Here is a 16,413-nt window from a genome sequence, read left to right on the forward strand (position 1 = left end):
AACAAAAGTGGGGTGCTCATGTCAGACGAACCAAACAAGGGCCTTTTGTCGCCGCTCCGGCGCAAACTATTGATGGGAATGGCCGCCGTGCCCGCCATCACGATGCTCCCGCGGGCGTCCTTTGCGCAGGCTCCCGCGACCTCGGCGGTCAACACCACCGGCCTTGCGGTCACCGACACCGAGGTCACGGTCGGCATCCTGCACTCGGCGACCGGCACCATGGCCATCTCCGAGACCGGGTCGATCGAGGCCGAAAAGCTCGCCATCGAGCAGATCAATGCCGCCGGCGGCGTGCTCGGCCGCAAGATCAAGTTCATCCAGGAAGACGGCGCCAGCGACTGGCCGACCTTTGCGGAAAAGGCCAAGAAGCTGCTGGTCAACGACAAGGTCGCGGCGATCATGGGCTGCTGGACCTCGGCCTCGCGCAAGGCGGTGCTGCCGGTCATGGAGCAGTATAACGGCATGCTCTATTACCCGACCTTCTACGAAGGCCTCGAGCAGTCCAAGAACGTCATCTACACCGGTCAGGAAGCGACCCAGCAGATTCTCGCCGGCCTGAACTGGATCGCCAAGGAAAAGGGCGCCAAGTCGTTCTTCTTCATCGGCTCCGACTACATCTGGCCGCGCACCTCGAACAAGATCGCGCGCAAGCACGTCGAGAACGTGCTGAAGGGCAAGGTGGTCGGCGAGGAGTACTATCCGCTCGGCAACACCCAGTTCAACTCGGTCATCAACAAGATCAAGCTGACCAAGCCCGACGTGATCTTCACCGACGTCGTGGGCGGCTCCAACGTCGCCTTCTACAAGCAGCTCAAGGCCGCCGGCATCGACCTCTCCAAGCAGGCGCTGCTGACGATCTCGGTGACCGAAGACGAGATCGACGGCATCGGCGGCGAGAACATCGCGGGCGCCTATGCCTGCATGAAGTACTTCCAATCGCTCGACAATCCGAACAACAAGGCGTTCGTGCCGGCGTTCAAGAAGGCGTGGGGCGAGAAGACAGTGATCGGAGACGTCACCCAGGCTGCCTATCTCGGCCCGTGGCTGTGGAAGTTGACGGTGGAGAAGGCGGGCTCCTTCGACGTCGACAAGATCGCGGCGGCCTCGCCCGGCGTCGAGTTCAAGGGCGCGCCGGAAGGCTATGTGCGCATCCACGAGAACCATCATCTCTGGTCGAAGACCCGGGTGGGGCGCGCCAAGCTCGATGGCCAGTTCGAGCTGATCTATGAGACCGCCGATCTCGTCGAGCCGGATCCGTTCCCGAAGGGCTACCAGTAAGAAGCGCTCCCAGTCGCGCTTTCGTCCAAATACCAAGCCTCTCCCTGGCGTGGACAGCAAATCCACGCCCAAGACCCCCGCGTCGCGAACCTGCATCGCGACGCGGGACCCTTATCCCCGACGGAGGACATCGATGTTCGGCGACTACTCGCTTGGTGACCTTGGCTCCATCTTCGTCATGCAGGGCTTTGCAGGACTGATCCTGTTCTCGGTCTACGTCCTGATGGCGCTCGGGCTTGCCATCATCTTCGGCCAGATGGGCGTCATCAACATGGCCCATGGCGAGTTCATGATCCTCGGCGCCTACGTCACCTGGATGACCTCGAACGTCTTCCAGTCCTATTTGCCGGGCTTGTTCAGCGGCTATTTCTTCCTTGCGATGATCCTGGCCTTTGTCGCATCCGGCGCATTGGGGATGCTGGTGGAGTGGGTGCTGATACGGCATCTCTACAAGCGCCCGCTGGATACGCTGCTTGCCACCTGGGGGCTCAGCCTGATGCTGCAGCAGGCCTATCGCTCCGTGTTCGGCGCGCGTGAGGTCGGGGTCGAGCTGCCGCAATGGATGCTGGGCTCGCTGCACGTCACCGACAGCATCGAAGTGCCGATCAACGGCGTCTTCGTGATGTGTCTCACAGTGTTGATCACTCTCTCGGTCGCGTACGTCATGTACATGTCGCGCTGGGGCCGCCAGGTCCGTGCGGTGGTGCAGAACCGCATCATGGCCGGAGCGGTCGGCATCAACACCGAGAAGGTCGACCGCTACACCTTCGGGCTTGGTTGCGGCATCGCCGGTATCGCCGGAAGCGCCTTCACCATGATCGGCTCGACCGGGCCGACCTCCGGACAGCTCTACATCGTCGATACGTTCCTGGTCGTCGTATTCGGCGGCGCGGCCAGCCTGCTCGGCACCATCGCCTCCGCGTTCTCGATCTCGCAGACGCAATCGACGCTCGAATTCTTCATGTCGGGCTCGATGGCCAAGGTCCTGACGCTGCTCGCTGTCGTCGGCATCCTGATGCTGCGGCCGCAGGGTCTCTTCGCCCTCAAAGTCCGCAAGTAAGGAGAAGCAGGCAAGTCATGATCATCAACTCACGCTTCTTCAATCGCTCCGAGCTCATCGGCTTCATTGTTCTGGCCGCCGTGCTGTTCGTGATTCTGCCGCTGTCGCTGGATGTGTTCCGCCTCAACCTGGTTGCGAAATACCTCACCTACGCCTTTGTCGCGCTCGGCCTCGTGCTGTGCTGGGGCTATGGCGGCATCTTGAGCCTCGGCCAGGGCGTGTTCTTCGGTCTCGGCGGCTACTGCATGGCGATGTTTCTCAAGCTGGAGGCTTCCAGCGTCGAGAACACGAAGATCCAGTCGACGCCCGGCATCCCCGATTTCATGGACTGGAATCAGATCACTTCGCTGCCGCTGTTCTGGCAACCATTCCACAGCCTCACCTTCACCATCCTCGCCATCATCCTGGTCCCCGGCCTGTTCGCGCTGATCATCGGCACCGCGATGTTCAAGCGCCGTGTCGGCGGCACCTATTTCGCGATCATCACCCAGGCCGTCGCCGCCATCCTCACCATCCTGATCGTCGGACAGCAGGGCTACACCGGCGGCATCAACGGCATGACCGACCTGCGCACCCTCAAGGGCTGGGACATCCGGCCCGACCACGCCAAGGTCATCCTGTACTTCGTCGAGGTGGTGCTGCTGTTCGCCTGCATCGGCATCGCGCAGTTCATCCGCCTGACCAAGCTCGGCCGCATCCTGGTGGCGATGCGCGAACAGGAGGATCGCGTCCGCTTCTCCGGCTACAGCGTCGCCAACTTCAAGATCTTTGCCTTCTGCATGGCCGCGGTCTTCGCCGCGATCGGCGGCGCCATGTTCGCACTCAATGTCGGTTTCATGTCGCCGTCCTTTGTCGGCATCGTGCCGTCGATCGAGATGGTGATCTACACCGCGGTCGGCGGACGCATGTCGATCTTCGGCGCGATCTGGGGCGCCATCCTGGTGAATTTCGCCAAGACCAGCCTGTCGGAATCCTTCCCGCAACTCTGGCTGTTCGGCCTCGGCGCGCTGTTCATCGCAGTCGTGCTCGCCTTCCCGAACGGTTTGTCCGGGCTCTGGGCCGATTACGTGCAGCCGCGCATCGACCGACTGTTCGCCTCTCGCAAGCGGAAGCCGGGCTGGAACGACAATTCGGTCGCCGACGGCGCACCGGCAGAGTGAGGAAGCCATCATGCTCGTTGGACACCAGCCCAAGGAATTCCTGCTCGCTGTCTCCGGACTGACCGTCTCGTTCGACGGGTTCAAGGCGGTCAATGATCTCTCCTTTTACGTCGAGGAGAACGAGATCCGCGTCATCATCGGTCCCAACGGCGCCGGCAAGACCACGGTGCTCGATCTGATCTGCGGCAAGACCAAGGCGACCTCGGGCTCGATCCAGTTTCGTGGCAAGGAGCTCACGAAGATGAAGGAAAACGAGATCGTGCAGACCGGCGTCGGGCGCAAATTCCAGACGCCGTCCGTGTTCGAGGATCTCACCGTGTTCGAGAACCTCGAGATCTCGTTTCCGCGCGGCCGCACCGTGTTCGGCTCGCTGACCTTTCAGCGCGACCAACTGGTGAAGGACCGGGTCGAGGAGGTCGCGGAGATGATCTTCCTCAAGGACAAGCTCAACACTTATGCCGACGAGCTCAGCCATGGCCAGAAGCAATGGCTCGAGATCGGCATGCTGCTGATCCAGGACCCTGATTTGCTGATGCTGGATGAGCCGGTCGCCGGAATGAGCGTGTCCGAGCGCGCCAAGACCGCCGAGCTCCTCAACCGCATCATCAAGAACCGCTCGGTGCTGGTGATCGAGCACGACATGAAGTTTGTCGAGGACATCGCCCACAAGGTCACCGTGCTGCACCAGGGCCAGATCCTCTCCGAGGGGACCATGGAGAAGGTGAAGAACGATCCCAAGGTCATTGAAGTGTATCTGGGGCACTGACGATGGTGAAAACCAATGAGTCCGTCGAGGCATCGACGGTGCACCTCTCCCCTTGTGGGAGAGGTCGGATCGCATCGTCAGATGCGATCCGGGTGAGGGGTATCTCTCCGCAGATCAAGCTGCCGCTCGGATCCGCTGATGCATACCCCTCATCCGTCGCGGGCTCCGCCCGCGCCACCTTCTCCCACAAGGGGAGAAGGAAGACGTACCGAGCCTAGGAGCACGCTGATGCTGGCAATTTCCGATCTCCACGTCGCCTACGGCCAGAGCGAGGTGCTGCACGGGCTCAACGTCAAGGTCGCGCCCAACGAGATCGTGGCGATCATGGGCCGCAACGGCATGGGCAAGACCACGTTGATGAAGTCGCTGATGGGCATCCTGCCGGCCAGGAGCGGCTCGGTGACCATGGACGGCGCCGAGCTCGGTAACCTCAAGAGCTACGAGCGCGTCGCCAAGGGCCTCGCCTATGTGCCGCAGGGCCGCATGATCTTCTCCACCATGACGGTGAAGGAGAACATCGAGACCGGCCTCGTCGTTGCGGGCGAATCCGAGGTGCCCGGCGACATCTACGAATTGTTTCCGGTCCTGCTCGAGATGAAGGGCCGCCGCGGCGGCAATCTCTCCGGCGGCCAGCAGCAGCAGCTCGCGATCGCGCGTGCGCTCGCAACCAAGCCAAAAGTCCTGCTGCTGGATGAGCCGACCGAAGGCATCCAGCCTTCCATCATCAAGGAGATGGCGCGGACCCTGAAACGCATCCGCGACGAGAAGGGGCTCTCGATCGTCGTGTCCGAGCAGGTCCTGAGCTTCGCGCTCGACATTGCCGACCGCGTGCTGGTGATCGAGAACGGCGAGATCGTGCGCGACGATCCGCGCCACGCCGTCGATGCCGCACAGGTCTCGAAATATCTGTCCGTCTAACCAACCGTGTAAAAGGGGAGCATCTCGATGCCAGAGACACTGATCAAGGTCGATCTGACCAAATCGGCTTACGAAAATGACATGGTACACAACCGCTGGCACCCCGACATCCCGATCGTGGCCTGGGTCAATCCCGGCGACGATTTCATCATCGAGACCTATGACTGGACCGGCGGCTTCATCAAGAACAACGATTCCGCCGATGACGTGCGCGACATCGACTTGTCGATCGTGCACTTTCTGTCGGGTCCGATCGGCGTCAAGGGCGCCGAGCCCGGCGATCTCCTCGTCGTCGATCTGCTCGACGTCGGCCCGATGAAAGAGAGCCTGTGGGGCTTCAACGGCTTCTTCTCCAAGCAGAATGGCGGCGGCTTTCTCACCGACCATTTCCCGCTGGCGCAGAAATCGATCTGGGACATCAAGGGCCTCTACACCTCGTCCCGACACGTGCCCGGCGTAAATTTCGCCGGCCTGATCCATCCCGGCCTGATCGGCTGTCTGCCCGATCCAAAGATGCTGGAGACCTGGAACAAGCGCGAGTCCGAGTTGATCTCGACCAATCCGACCCGCGTGCCGGGCCTTGCCAATCCGCCGTTCGCGCCGACCGCCCATGGCGGCCGTGCCAAGGGCGACGTGAAAGCCAAGATCGGCGCGGAAGGTGCGCGCACGGTGCCGCCGCGCGAGCATGGCGGCAATTGCGACATCAAGGATCTCTCGCGCGGCTCGAAGATCTACTTCCCGGTCTATGTGCCGGGGGCAGGTCTTTCGATGGGCGATTTGCACTTCAGCCAGGGTGACGGCGAGATCACCTTCTGCGGCGCCATCGAGATGGCGGGATGGCTGCATCTGAAGGTCGAGGTGATCAAGGACGGCATGTCGAAATACGGCATCAAGAACCCGATCTTCAAGCCGTCCCCGATCACGCCGAACTACAAGGACTATCTGATCTTCGAAGGCATCTCGGTGGATGAAGCCGGCAAGCAGCACTATCTCGATGTTCACATCGCCTATCGCCAGGCCTGTCTCAACGCCATCGAATACCTGAAGAAGTTCGGCTACTCCGGCGCACAGGCCTATTCGATCCTCGGCACCGCGCCATGTCAGGGCCACATCTCCGGCGTGGTCGACGTGCCCAACGCCTGCGCCACGCTGTGGCTGCCGACCGAGATCTTCGACTTCGACGTGATGCCGTCGGCGGCAGGTCCCATCAAGCACATCACCGGCGATATCCAGATGCCGATCTCGCCGGACAAGTAGTCGGTGCGCTCCCTCTCCCCGTCCTTACGGGGAGAGGGTTGAGGTGAGGGGCTATCTCTGCACGAACGGTGCAAGCGAGCTCCGTTGAACAGGCAAGAGCGTAGGGATGATGCGATGCCGGTCTATGAATATCTCTGTGACGATTGCGGTCCGTTCAAGGACCTGCGCCCGATGGCCGAGTGCGACGATCCACAAAGCTGCCCGCATTGCGAGACCATGGCGCCGCGCGTCATTCTGACCGCGCCGAATTTCTTCTGCATGCCATCAGACAAGCGCAAGGCACACGCCATCAACGAGCGCAGCTCGCACGCGCCGCAGACGCTCGCGCAATACAAGGCCTCGCACGGTCCCGGCTGCGGCTGCTGCTCTTCGGGCAAGACCGTGAAGGACAAGAACGCGATCGACAAGAAGAAGCCGGCGCGGCTGGTGACCAAGACGAAGAGCGGCGCCAAGGGCTTTCCGACTGCGCGGCCGTGGATGATCAGCCACTAACGCACCTCAAACCAATAAACGACAGGAGCGCCCAACATGCTTCACGGTGACATTTCCAGCAGCAACGACACGGTGGGCGTCGCCGTGGTGAACTACAAGATGCCCCGCCTGCACACCAAGGCCGAGGTGCTCGACAATGCCCGCAAGATCGCCGACATGTTGGTGGGCATGAAGGCCGGCCTGCCCGGCATGGACCTCGTGATCTTTCCCGAATATTCCACGCAAGGCATCATGTACGACTCCAAGGAGATGTACGAGACGGCGTGCGCCGTGCCCGGCGAGGAGACCGCGATCTTCGCCGGGGCCTGCCGCAAGGCAAAAGTGTGGGGCGTGTTCTCGCTGACCGGCGAGCGACATGAGGAGCATCCGCACAAGGCACCCTACAACACCCTGATCCTGATGAACGACAAGGGCGAGATCGTGCAGAAGTATCGCAAGATCATGCCATGGGTGCCGATCGAGGGCTGGTATCCCGGCAATTGCACCTATGTCTCCGACGGCCCGAAGGGGATGAAGGTCAGCCTGATCATCTGCGACGACGGCAACTTTCCGGAGATCTGGCGTGATTGTGCCATGAAGGGCGCCGAGTTGATCGTGCGCTGCCAGGGCTACATGTATCCGGCCAAGGAGCAGCAGGTCCTTATTTCCAAGGCGATGGCGTGGGCCAACAACGTCTATGTCGCGGTCGCCAATGCCGCCGGTTTCGACGGCGTCTACTCCTATTTCGGCCACTCCGCGATCATCGGCTTCGATGGCCGTACGCTCGGCGAGTGCGGCGAGGAGGATTACGGCATCCAGTACGCCCAGCTGTCGAAACATCTGATCCGTGACGCGCGCCGCAACGGCCAGTCACAGAACCATCTCTACAAGCTGGTCCACCGCGGCTACACCGGCATGATCAATTCCGGCGAAAGCCCGCGCGGCGTCGCGGCGTGCCCCTATGACTTCTACAAGAACTGGATCAAGGATCCCGAAGGCACGCGTGACATGGTCGAGGCGATGACCCGCTCGACCCCCGGCACCGACGAATGTCCGATCGACGGCATCCCGAATGGGTCGTCGCCGAGCAATTACTGAGCCCCTGCCGGCACCATGAGTTGGACGGTCACCCCTTGATGTGAACGGCGGTCCACAAGTGCGCGAACGTTCTGATGCGTCCGTATGTGCGCGGAATGGGAATGGCGCTCGGCAAAACCGTGGCGCGGTTACAACATGGACTGTTGAATCTGCCCGAGTTGGGGTCCATTTGGGCGGATTCTCGATGCCCCGTAGTTCTACCGCCCATCCTCTTCGCCTAAGTTCCCCGCGGCGCCGCTGGGGAGCGCCGCGGGGTGGGGAACGAGCGTGGGGGCTTGGTTGCGATCGAGCGGGGGGAGTTGCCCGCGCCGGAGTGCTGCGGCAAAGCGCGCGGCATTCGGGGCCGGCCTCGTCGTGACCGCGATCGCTGTGGCGAGCCCGGTCGGGGCCCAGCAGGTTTTCAACGGATCACAGACCACACCGAACGGCACCGTCAACGGCGGGGGCGGCGTCTGGGACAACACGACGACCAACTGGACCGACGTCTTTGGCGCGACCAGCACCGCCTATGATCCCGCGTCAGCCGGCACGCTGTTCGGAAGTAGCGCTCCCTCGACGCCGGCGACGGGCGGCACGGTGACGGTTACGCCGGGCGGCGTGCAACTCACCAGCCTCGTGGGCTTCGACCTCACCGCCGACGGCTCGATCTATACCATTCAGGGCGGCGACCTCAGGCTGGCTGCGGGCGGCACCACGTTCGTCACCAACGATGTGACCGGCACCAGCGATCCCTCGGCCGCGATCGTTTCGCGTATCGTCGGCAGCGACGGCATCAATGTTCAGGGACCAGGTACCCTGGCGCTGTTCGGCGCGAACTCCTATACCGGCGGCACCTTCATCTGCAATTGCGGATCCCTGCAGCTCGGTGACGCGACCCACACTGCGAGCATGGTCGGCGCCGTCACCAACGAGGGCCTCTTCAGCATCGTCAATGCCGACACGTCGGGAATCACGTCGATCCTGAACGCCTTCTCCGGCACGACGATGTTCCTCAACGCAAGCTCCGCCAGCTCGATCGTGATCACCAACAACGGCCAGGTCTATTTCGGCGATCCGCTCGGGGGTGGAGCCGACACCGCGACGGCCGGTCGGGCCACCATCATCAATGACAGCGGCCTGATCGGCTTCTTCGGACGGACTAATGCAGGCGCGGCCAACATCACCAACCAGAATGGCGGCGGCACGATATTCATCGAGCAATCTTCGGCGGGCTCGGCGACGATCGTGAACAAGGATTTTGGCGGGACCGTGTTCGGGACGTTCGCCGGCTCCGACACGGCGACCGCCGGCAATGCAACCATCATCAATGAAGCTGATGGTCTCACCGATTTCGGCGCGTTCACCACGGCCGGCAATGCCACAATCATCACCAAGGACGGCGGCAGGACCGAATTCTTCGACAACTCCACCGGCGGCAACGCACGCTTCATCACCACCGGGACCGGCGTCGTCGATTTCGGTGGAGGCACCGGTCCGGCCGGCGATGGTCGCATCACCGCAGGATCGATCGAAGGCAGCGGCTTCTACTACATCGGCGGCGGCAATACCCTCGTCGTCGGCGGTAACAACCTCTCGACCGAGGTCAGCGGCGTCATCGGTGATACCTGCGGTTGCGGTCCCGTCGGCCCCGGCTCGCTGGAAAAGGTCGGCAGCGGCACGTTGATCCTCTCGGGCGCGAATACCTACACCGGCACGACCACGGTGAACGGCGGCATCCTGCGGGTCGATGGTGACATCTCGCAGTCGAGCCTGACCACCGTGAATGCCGGTGGTGCCTTGTTCGGCGCCGGAATCGTTGGCAATACCCTCATCGCCAACGGCGGCATCTATGCGCCCGGCGACGGCGGCCCGGGCTCGAGCATGCAGGTTCAGGGCGATCTCACCCTTCAGTCCGGCTCGGTCTATGTGGTGCAGGTCGGTAGCGGATCCAGCACGAGCCACGCGCTCGTCACCGGCAATGTCGCGCTGGACGGCACTGTCGGCGTCGCGCTGTATCCGGGCGCCGCGGTGATGAAGCACTATTCGATCATGAACTTCTTCGGCACCTCCGGCGGGAATTTTTCGGGCGTTGCCGCGCCGGGTGGCCTCATCGGCACGACGAGCGTCGGATCGAACGAGGTCTTCCTCGATTTCACGCTGAACTACGGCGCGAAATACGCGCTCAACGTCAACCAGCAGAACGTTGCCACGACGCTTCAGAAATTCTTCAACACCAACGGCTTCCTGCAGGCCGAACTCGCGGGTCTTGGTCCCGGGGGCCTGACGCAGGCCTCGGGTGAATCCGCAACGGGATCGCAGCAGACGACGTTCAATGCGATGAACCTGTTCATGAGCCTGTTGACCGACGTCTTCAGCTCTGGACGCAGCGGCACGGCTGGCGCCTCGTCATTTGCCGCGGACGCGAATGCGCGCGACAAGAGCGCGCGCGACGCCTTCGCCTCGATTTACCGCAAGGCACCGGCAGCAACCTTCGAGCAGCGCTGGGATGTGTGGACGGCCGGCTATGGCGGCTCGCAGACCACGGACGGCAATTCCGGCCTCGGCTCGAACAACACGAGCAGCAGTGTCTACGGCACTGCCGTGGGCCTCGATTACCGCTTCTCGCCGTCGACGATTGCGGGCTTTGCTCTCGCAGGGGGCGGCACCGCCTTCAACGTCAACGGGCTCGGTTGGGGGCGCTCCGATCTATTTCAGGCCGGCGCCTTCGTGCGTCATACGGCCGGACCGGCCTACATCACAGCGGCGCTCGCCTATGGCTGGCAGGACGTCACGACCAACCGCGTCGCAACGGCTGCCGGTTATGACCAGCTGCGTGCGCAGTTCAACGCCAACGCGATCTCGGGCCGCATCGAGGGCGGCTATCGCTATGCCATGCAGTGGGCTGGCGTCACGCCGTATGCGGCGCTCCAGGCCACCTTGTTCAGCCTTCCGACCTATGCAGAGGCTGCCGTGGTCGGCAGCAACGTCTTCGCGCTCAACTATGCCGCCAAGGACGTCACCAGCACGCGCACCGAACTCGGCCTGCGCGCGGACAGATCGTTTGCCGCGGCCGGTGGCCTCATGACCCTGCGCGGCCGCCTCGCCTGGGCGCATGACTACAATCCGGACCGCACTGTCGGCGCGGTGTTCCAGACCCTGCCGGGTTCGGCTTTCGTCGTGAACGGTGCCGCCCAGGCGCGCGATGCGGCGCTGACCACGGCATCAGCGCAGATGAACTGGATGAACGGCTGGTCTGCATCGGCGACGTTCGAGGGAGAGTTCTCGAACCTCACCCGCTCCTACGCCGGCAAGGGCGTCGTGCGCTACGCGTGGTGAGGCATCGTCGCCTCCCTTGAGAGGGAGGATAGGGGAGGCGTCACTGCTTCTTCTGCGGCGGCTTGCGCGGCGGGCGCGGGGCGGCAGTGGGGGCCGGCGTCCCGCTCATCTTGTTGGCGGCCTCGCTGACGTCGAGCAGCGAGCGACGGATGTCCTCGAGGTAGCCGGCCGATTTTTTCCTCATGGTGTCGGCGAGCTCGTGCAGCCCCTGTATCTTCTCGAACAGCTCGTCGGCCTTGCCGTCGACGAAGCCGGGCACCACGCCCTCGAGCTTCGTGACCGCCTTGTCGAAGCCCGCGAAGGCGGTGTCGACCTTGGCCATGACGGAGTCGATTTCGCCACCCTTGCTCCGGAGGTCGGCGGTGTAGTCCTCGAACGTGCGCAGGCCCTCCTTGATCGCGGGGGCGTTGCTGACGATGGTGCGGTCGACACTGTGCAGGGTGTCGACGATGGACTCGGCGTCGCTGAGATCGGCGGTCAGCACGGGGATGCCGTCCGAGTCCAGCGGCACCGGCGGCGCGGAGGGCGCGCCCCCGATCAGCGAGATCGCGGCGACGCCGGTGAGGCCCTGGAACTCGATGCCCGCCACGGTGTCCTTGCGGATCGGCGCGGTGTTGTCGAGCATCACCAGCGCCACGATCCTGCGCGGATTGTCCAGCTTGATCGACAGGATCTGGCCGGCGGGCACGCCGTCGAAATTGACCGGTCCGCCGCGGCGCAGGCCGCTGGCGGACCCGCCTTCGAATACAACGCGCAACTGGCTGCGGCTCTGGATGGTGCGCCATTTCTGCACGCCGAGCAGGCCGCCGAACGCCACGGCAATCACCGCCAGCGTTGCCGTTCCGATCACCAGATTACTCGCGCGTGCCATCAGGCGATTCTACGGCCAAAGCGGGGAAGTTGGAAGAAGCCCCCAATGGTACGTAGGGCGGGTTAGCGAAGCGTAACCCGCCGTTTTCGCCTCAGCAGTCGTATAGTTTGGCGGATTACGCTGGCGCTAATCCGCCCTACGGCTTCAATGCCCGGCAACTCGCCTGGCAGCAGTATTGTTCAGCACGATCAGGGCGTCGACCGCTACGCCCGTCCTGGTGTTGATCAGGAACGGGTTGATGTCGATCGAGGCGATCCGGTCGCCGGCATCCGCGATCAAATTGGACAGGCCGACCAGCGCCTTCACCGCGGAGGTCTCGTGCAGGGCCGGCTTGCCGCGATAGCCGCGCAGCTTGATGCCGGCCTTGGTGCGGCCGATCAGGAGCCGCGCCTCGGCTTCGTCCAGCGGCGCGCCGGCAAGCGCGACGTCTTTCATCAGCTCGATGTCGATGCCGCCGGTGCCGAACAGCACGACAGGTCCCATCTCGGCATCGAGCGAGGCGCCGACGACGAGCTCGAGCTCGGCCTTGACCTGCTGCGCGATCAAAATGCCGTCCAGCTTCGGCTTGCCCTTCAGCTTTGCGACCCGTGCGGTGATGTCGGCGAACGCCGTCTTCACCTCGGCCGGACTGTTCAAGTTCAACACCACGCCGCCGATGTCGGATTTGTGCAGGATCTCGGCGCTGACGAGTTTTGCCACGACCGGAAAGCCGATCTGCTTGGCGATCTTCACCGCCTCGGCCGCGGTCTGTGCGATCGCCTCCTTCGAGATCGGAATGCCATAGGCCTTCAGGAGCTTCTTCGAGGCGACCTCGTCGAGCGCGGCACCGTTCGCTGACTTCAGCGCCTTCTCCAGCACGGCGCGCGCGGCAGGTTTCGAGCTCGGGACGATATCGGGCACCTCCTTGCGCAGCCTGGCGTAGTCGAGCAGCGACTTGATCGCGGTCACCGCCCGGTCCATGCCCTGCATGACCGCGAGATGCGGCAGCGATTTGCGCAAGGTCTTGGTGAACTCGGTGAAGCCGATCGACATCGCGCTGATATAGATCACGGGCTTGCCGCCCTGGCGCGCCATGTCGTCGACGATACGCAAATTGCGCTCGCGAAGCTCGTGCGGGGCTTTCGGCAGCTCGGCATCGACGATGACGATGTCGATATCGGGGTCGTCGATCATCAGCTTGATCGACTTCATGTAGACGGAGGGATCGACCACTGCGGCAAAGCCGGCATCGAGCGGATTGCCGACAATCGACCCCGGGCCGAGCATCCTTGCAAGCTCGGAGCCGACGTGCGGGCTGAGCGGCGCAAAGTTCAGGCCCTCGGCATAGAAGGCGTCCAGCAGCATGCCGCGCTTGCCGCCGGACAGCGTGACCGCCGCGAGCCGGTCGCCTTTGGGCACGCCACAATGAACGAAGCATTCGGTGGTCTCGATCAGCTCGTCGAGGCCGCCGACGCGGATGACGCCTTCGCGCGTTGCAATGGCGTCGAACGTCTCGATCGAGCCTGCAAGCGCACCCGTATGTGCCATCGCCGCGGCGCGGCCACCCTCGGACGCGCCGAGCTTGAGTGCGATCACGGGTTTGCTGGCAGCGCGCGCTGCCTTGCAGGCCTCGCGAAAGGCCTTGGTGTTGCGCACGCCTTCGAGGTAGACGACGATCACCTTGATGCTCGGATCCTCGGCGAAATAGCGCATCAGGTCCGGCGTCTCGAGCCCGGCCTCATTGCCTGATGTCACCATGTAGCCGACGCCGACACCCCGATCCTCCAGCGCTTGGCGGATCGCCATGACGATCGCACCGGACTGTCCTGCGATCGCCACCGCGCCCTGTTCCATGGTGACGATGCGGTCGTCGATGTTGGTGAAAAGCTTCTCGCCGGCGCTCAGATTGCCGAGGCAGTTCGGTCCGGTGACCGCAAGGCCCGTCTCGCGTATCGCCGCCTGCAATTCGGCGGCGAGCTTCTGGCTCTCGTCATCCTGCAACTCGCTGAAGCCCGAGGTGACGATGGTGGCCGACCGTGCGCCGGCGGCCGCGGCATCGCGGATCACCTGTACGGCAAAGCGCGCCGGCACCAGCACCAGAACGTGATCCGGCTTTTCCGGGAGGCTCGCAAAATCCTTGTAGCAGGGGACGCCCCAGATGGTTTCCCGCTTGGCGTTGACCGGATAGAGGCCGCCCTCGTAACCGTACTTGATCAGGTTATTCCAGATGCGTTCGGCATAATTGCCGGGCTTGTCGGTCGCGCCCACCAGCACGATGTTGTGCGGGTGCAGCATGGCGTGGATGCCCTTGACGATCTCTCCGGCATCGGGCGATGGAGACCATGGGCGCGGAGAAACCGATGCGGCGGGCACTTGAGCTTCCATGCGCTTCCCTCACTTCTTGTTCTTGTTGCAACGCGCGCCCGCGCGCCGGCTTCGGGGGCTGATCGTGGCCGCTCCATGCCGCGAGACGGAATGGGCAGGATCTGACGATAAGGCTAGCATCACGAGACTTTTGGCGAAAGTGCGAACGGTCCGGCAAGATGCTAGGAAACCGTGACCCTCATTCTTTCAAAATGGTGATCATGCCGCTGCTGTCCATCGTGGTGCCGACCCTCGATCGTCCCGACACGCTTCGCCACGCGCTCGCGACCATGGCGTGCCAGCCTGCGCATGCAGATTGCGAGTTCATCGTTCAGAACAATGGCGGCAATCCCGAGATTGAGAAGATCGTCGCAGACCTCAGGGACGATCGCTTCAGGCATTTTGCCAGCGAGGTCGTTCTGACCATGACGGACAATTGGGAGACGGCGCTCGGCCACGCCTCGGGCGAGTACGTCGCCTTCATCGGCGACGACGACGGGCTGATGCCCTATGCATGCGCCGCGGCATCGGAGATGCTCTCCGGCCGAAACATCGATCTCCTGAGCTGGAGCGCCTACACCTATCACTGGCCGAGCTACTACCATCCAGCCTTCCGCAACCGGCTGCTCGCCGAGATCGACCTCACCTCGTCCGCACAGCGAGTTTCGTCGCGCGACGAACTGAGGCGCATCTTCGGTTTCCAGGCGAACTATGCGCATCTGCCGATGATCTACAATTCGTTCGTCCGCCGCAGCGTCATCGATCGAATGCGTGCGATCGGCGGCCGCTATTTCATCGGTCTATCGCCCGATGTGGCGTCCGGCATCGCCAACGCTGCGCTGACCGACAGTTTCATCCGTCTGTCGCGGCCGCTGAGCATGGCCGGATTCTCGCAGCACAGCACCGGTCACGCGCTGTTCTTCGAGACCACTGATCTGCTCGAGACGCCGCGAGGAGCGCGCGATTTCGGACCTATTGACGAGGATCCCCAACTTCCCGATCTCAACGCGCTCCAGCTCTTCATCGCCAAGGACATGCTTGTCCTCAAGCGTCTGCTGCTGGCGGATCACGACGAGGTGCGGCTCGACTTCAAGGCGCTGGCGCAGGCGCTCGCGACCGACATCAACCATCGGCCGCCCCTGTATGATCGGACCGTGCAGACCATCAGCGAACTCGCGCGCACGCATGGCTTCGACGTCGCCGACATCATCATTCCTGCCCGCCATGCGGACCGGCCGCCACCCGGCCGGGGTGTTCGCGTGACCGGACCGAACCGTGTGGCTTACGAGCTGGATGGTTCTGCGCTTGGGCTCAATTCGATTGCGGATGCAGTGCGCGTGATCGCGCAGTTCGTTCCGGATCAGGGGCCGTTCGATCCGGCCGCTCTGAAGGCTCCCGTGTCCGCGCCGGTCCTCGGCGCAAAGCAGCTCGAATTCGCGCATGGCGGAGCGGGCGTCGCCGCGTTGATCGAGGGATGGAGCGAGCCGGAGCAATGGGGCACCTGGTCCATTGCCAGGAATTGCGTGCTCCGGTTCGAGGTCCATCCCATTCCGTCACGGCCGGTTGAGCTTGTGCTGGCGTGCCGGGCCTTCATTTCCGAGAGGAATCCGCAATTGCAGGCGGCATGCCGCGTCGGCAATGGAGCGCCGCAGCAACTGACATTCTCGAGAGAGGCGTTCGCGGGCTTGCGCAGGTTGATGCTCGATCCCGCCGCGATTGCCGCCGACGGGACGCTGACCATCAGCCTGTCGCTATCCGATCCACGCTCGCCCGCGGATCTCGGACTGAGCCCCGACGCGCGACCTCTCGGCATCGGGCTCGAGCGGATCTGGCTCGATCACGATGACCATGCGGCACGAGGTGGGTGATCGCCGCC

Annotated in this window: 12 protein-coding genes; 10 read left to right on the top strand and 2 right to left on the bottom strand. The window is 63.3% G+C overall.

Annotated elements, in window-relative coordinates; genetic code table 11:
* The first annotated feature begins 18 nt into the window (after window positions 1-18).
* From urtA to BM190_RS01995, 9 genes are all read left to right on the top strand, one after another.
* Entirely contained in the window at window positions 19-1,278 is a 1,260-nt protein-coding gene (urtA, locus tag BM190_RS01955) for an urea ABC transporter substrate-binding protein (RefSeq protein ID WP_026201734.1), read from the top strand.
* A gap of 133 nt (window positions 1,279-1,411) precedes the next feature.
* On the top strand, window positions 1,412-2,338 hold the full coding sequence (urtB, locus tag BM190_RS01960) for an urea ABC transporter permease subunit UrtB (RefSeq protein WP_018316774.1): 927 nt from the start codon (window positions 1,412-1,414) through the stop codon (window positions 2,336-2,338).
* Window positions 2,339-2,355: 17 nt separating this feature from the next.
* A complete protein-coding gene (urtC, locus tag BM190_RS01965) occupies window positions 2,356-3,498 on the top strand; it encodes an urea ABC transporter permease subunit UrtC (RefSeq protein ID WP_038949523.1) in 1,143 nt (380 codons plus the stop codon).
* 10 nt (window positions 3,499-3,508) lie between these two features.
* Window positions 3,509-4,264, top strand: coding sequence for an urea ABC transporter ATP-binding protein UrtD (gene urtD, locus BM190_RS01970; protein WP_091964397.1), 756 nt, complete (start codon window positions 3,509-3,511; stop codon window positions 4,262-4,264).
* 228 nt (window positions 4,265-4,492) lie between these two features.
* A complete protein-coding gene (gene urtE / locus BM190_RS01975) occupies window positions 4,493-5,182 on the top strand; it encodes an urea ABC transporter ATP-binding subunit UrtE (protein ID WP_092251604.1) in 690 nt (229 codons plus the stop codon).
* A 27-nt stretch (window positions 5,183-5,209) separates the two neighbouring features.
* A complete protein-coding gene (fmdA, locus tag BM190_RS01980) occupies window positions 5,210-6,439 on the top strand; it encodes a formamidase (protein ID WP_092251605.1) in 1,230 nt (409 codons plus the stop codon).
* Between the two features lie 114 nt (window positions 6,440-6,553).
* On the top strand, window positions 6,554-6,931 hold the full coding sequence (locus BM190_RS01985; RefSeq protein ID WP_092251606.1) for an FmdB family zinc ribbon protein: 378 nt from the start codon (window positions 6,554-6,556) through the stop codon (window positions 6,929-6,931).
* A 36-nt stretch (window positions 6,932-6,967) separates the two neighbouring features.
* Window positions 6,968-8,008 (top strand): aliphatic amidase, encoded by a 1,041-nt coding sequence (locus tag BM190_RS01990; RefSeq protein WP_092251607.1) that lies wholly within the window; start codon window positions 6,968-6,970, stop codon window positions 8,006-8,008.
* A 354-nt stretch (window positions 8,009-8,362) separates the two neighbouring features.
* A complete protein-coding gene (locus tag BM190_RS01995) occupies window positions 8,363-11,323 on the top strand; it encodes an autotransporter outer membrane beta-barrel domain-containing protein (RefSeq protein ID WP_092251608.1) in 2,961 nt (986 codons plus the stop codon).
* A gap of 40 nt (window positions 11,324-11,363) precedes the next feature.
* On the opposite strand, the gene BM190_RS02000 is transcribed toward BM190_RS01995, so the two are convergent.
* Both BM190_RS02000 and BM190_RS02005 read right to left on the bottom strand, forming a co-directional pair.
* Window positions 11,364-12,194 carry an MlaD family protein gene (locus BM190_RS02000; RefSeq protein WP_092251609.1) on the bottom strand — a complete coding sequence of 277 codons (831 nt, stop codon included), beginning with the start codon at window positions 12,192-12,194 and terminating at the stop codon, window positions 11,364-11,366.
* Between the two features lie 144 nt (window positions 12,195-12,338).
* A complete protein-coding gene (locus tag BM190_RS02005) occupies window positions 12,339-14,558 on the bottom strand; it encodes an acetate--CoA ligase family protein (protein WP_092251610.1) in 2,220 nt (739 codons plus the stop codon).
* Between the two features lie 200 nt (window positions 14,559-14,758).
* On the opposite strand from BM190_RS02005, the gene BM190_RS02010 reads away from it, so the two are divergent.
* Window positions 14,759-16,405: a glycosyltransferase family 2 protein gene (locus tag BM190_RS02010; protein ID WP_244550565.1), complete on the top strand. Its 1,647-nt coding sequence runs from the start codon at window positions 14,759-14,761 to the stop codon at window positions 16,403-16,405.
* Window positions 16,406-16,413 lie beyond the last annotated feature (8 nt).

Origin of the sequence: Bradyrhizobium sp. Rc3b (assembly GCF_900114915.1) — a bacterium.
Classification (GTDB): domain Bacteria; phylum Pseudomonadota; class Alphaproteobacteria; order Rhizobiales; family Xanthobacteraceae; genus Bradyrhizobium.

Bases quoted from the DNA above. Each gene is read 5' to 3' on its own strand.
- urtA (WP_026201734.1), top strand. From the start codon at position 19: ATGTCAGACGAACCAAACAAGGGCCTTTTGTCGCCGCTCCGGCGCAAA.
- urtB (WP_018316774.1), top strand. From the start codon at position 1,412: ATGTTCGGCGACTACTCGCTTGGTGACCTTGGCTCCATCTTCGTCATG.
- urtC (WP_038949523.1), top strand. From the start codon at position 2,356: ATGATCATCAACTCACGCTTCTTCAATCGCTCCGAGCTCATCGGCTTC.
- urtD (WP_091964397.1), top strand. From the start codon at position 3,509: ATGCTCGTTGGACACCAGCCCAAGGAATTCCTGCTCGCTGTCTCCGGA.
- urtE (WP_092251604.1), top strand. From the start codon at position 4,493: ATGCTGGCAATTTCCGATCTCCACGTCGCCTACGGCCAGAGCGAGGTG.
- fmdA (WP_092251605.1), top strand. From the start codon at position 5,210: ATGCCAGAGACACTGATCAAGGTCGATCTGACCAAATCGGCTTACGAA.
- BM190_RS01985 (WP_092251606.1), top strand. From the start codon at position 6,554: ATGCCGGTCTATGAATATCTCTGTGACGATTGCGGTCCGTTCAAGGAC.
- BM190_RS01990 (WP_092251607.1), top strand. From the start codon at position 6,968: ATGCTTCACGGTGACATTTCCAGCAGCAACGACACGGTGGGCGTCGCC.
- BM190_RS02000 (WP_092251609.1), bottom strand. From the start codon at position 12,194: ATGGCACGCGCGAGTAATCTGGTGATCGGAACGGCAACGCTGGCGGTG.
- BM190_RS02005 (WP_092251610.1), bottom strand. From the start codon at position 14,558: ATGGAAGCTCAAGTGCCCGCCGCATCGGTTTCTCCGCGCCCATGGTCT.
- BM190_RS02010 (WP_244550565.1), top strand. From the start codon at position 14,759: ATGCCGCTGCTGTCCATCGTGGTGCCGACCCTCGATCGTCCCGACACG.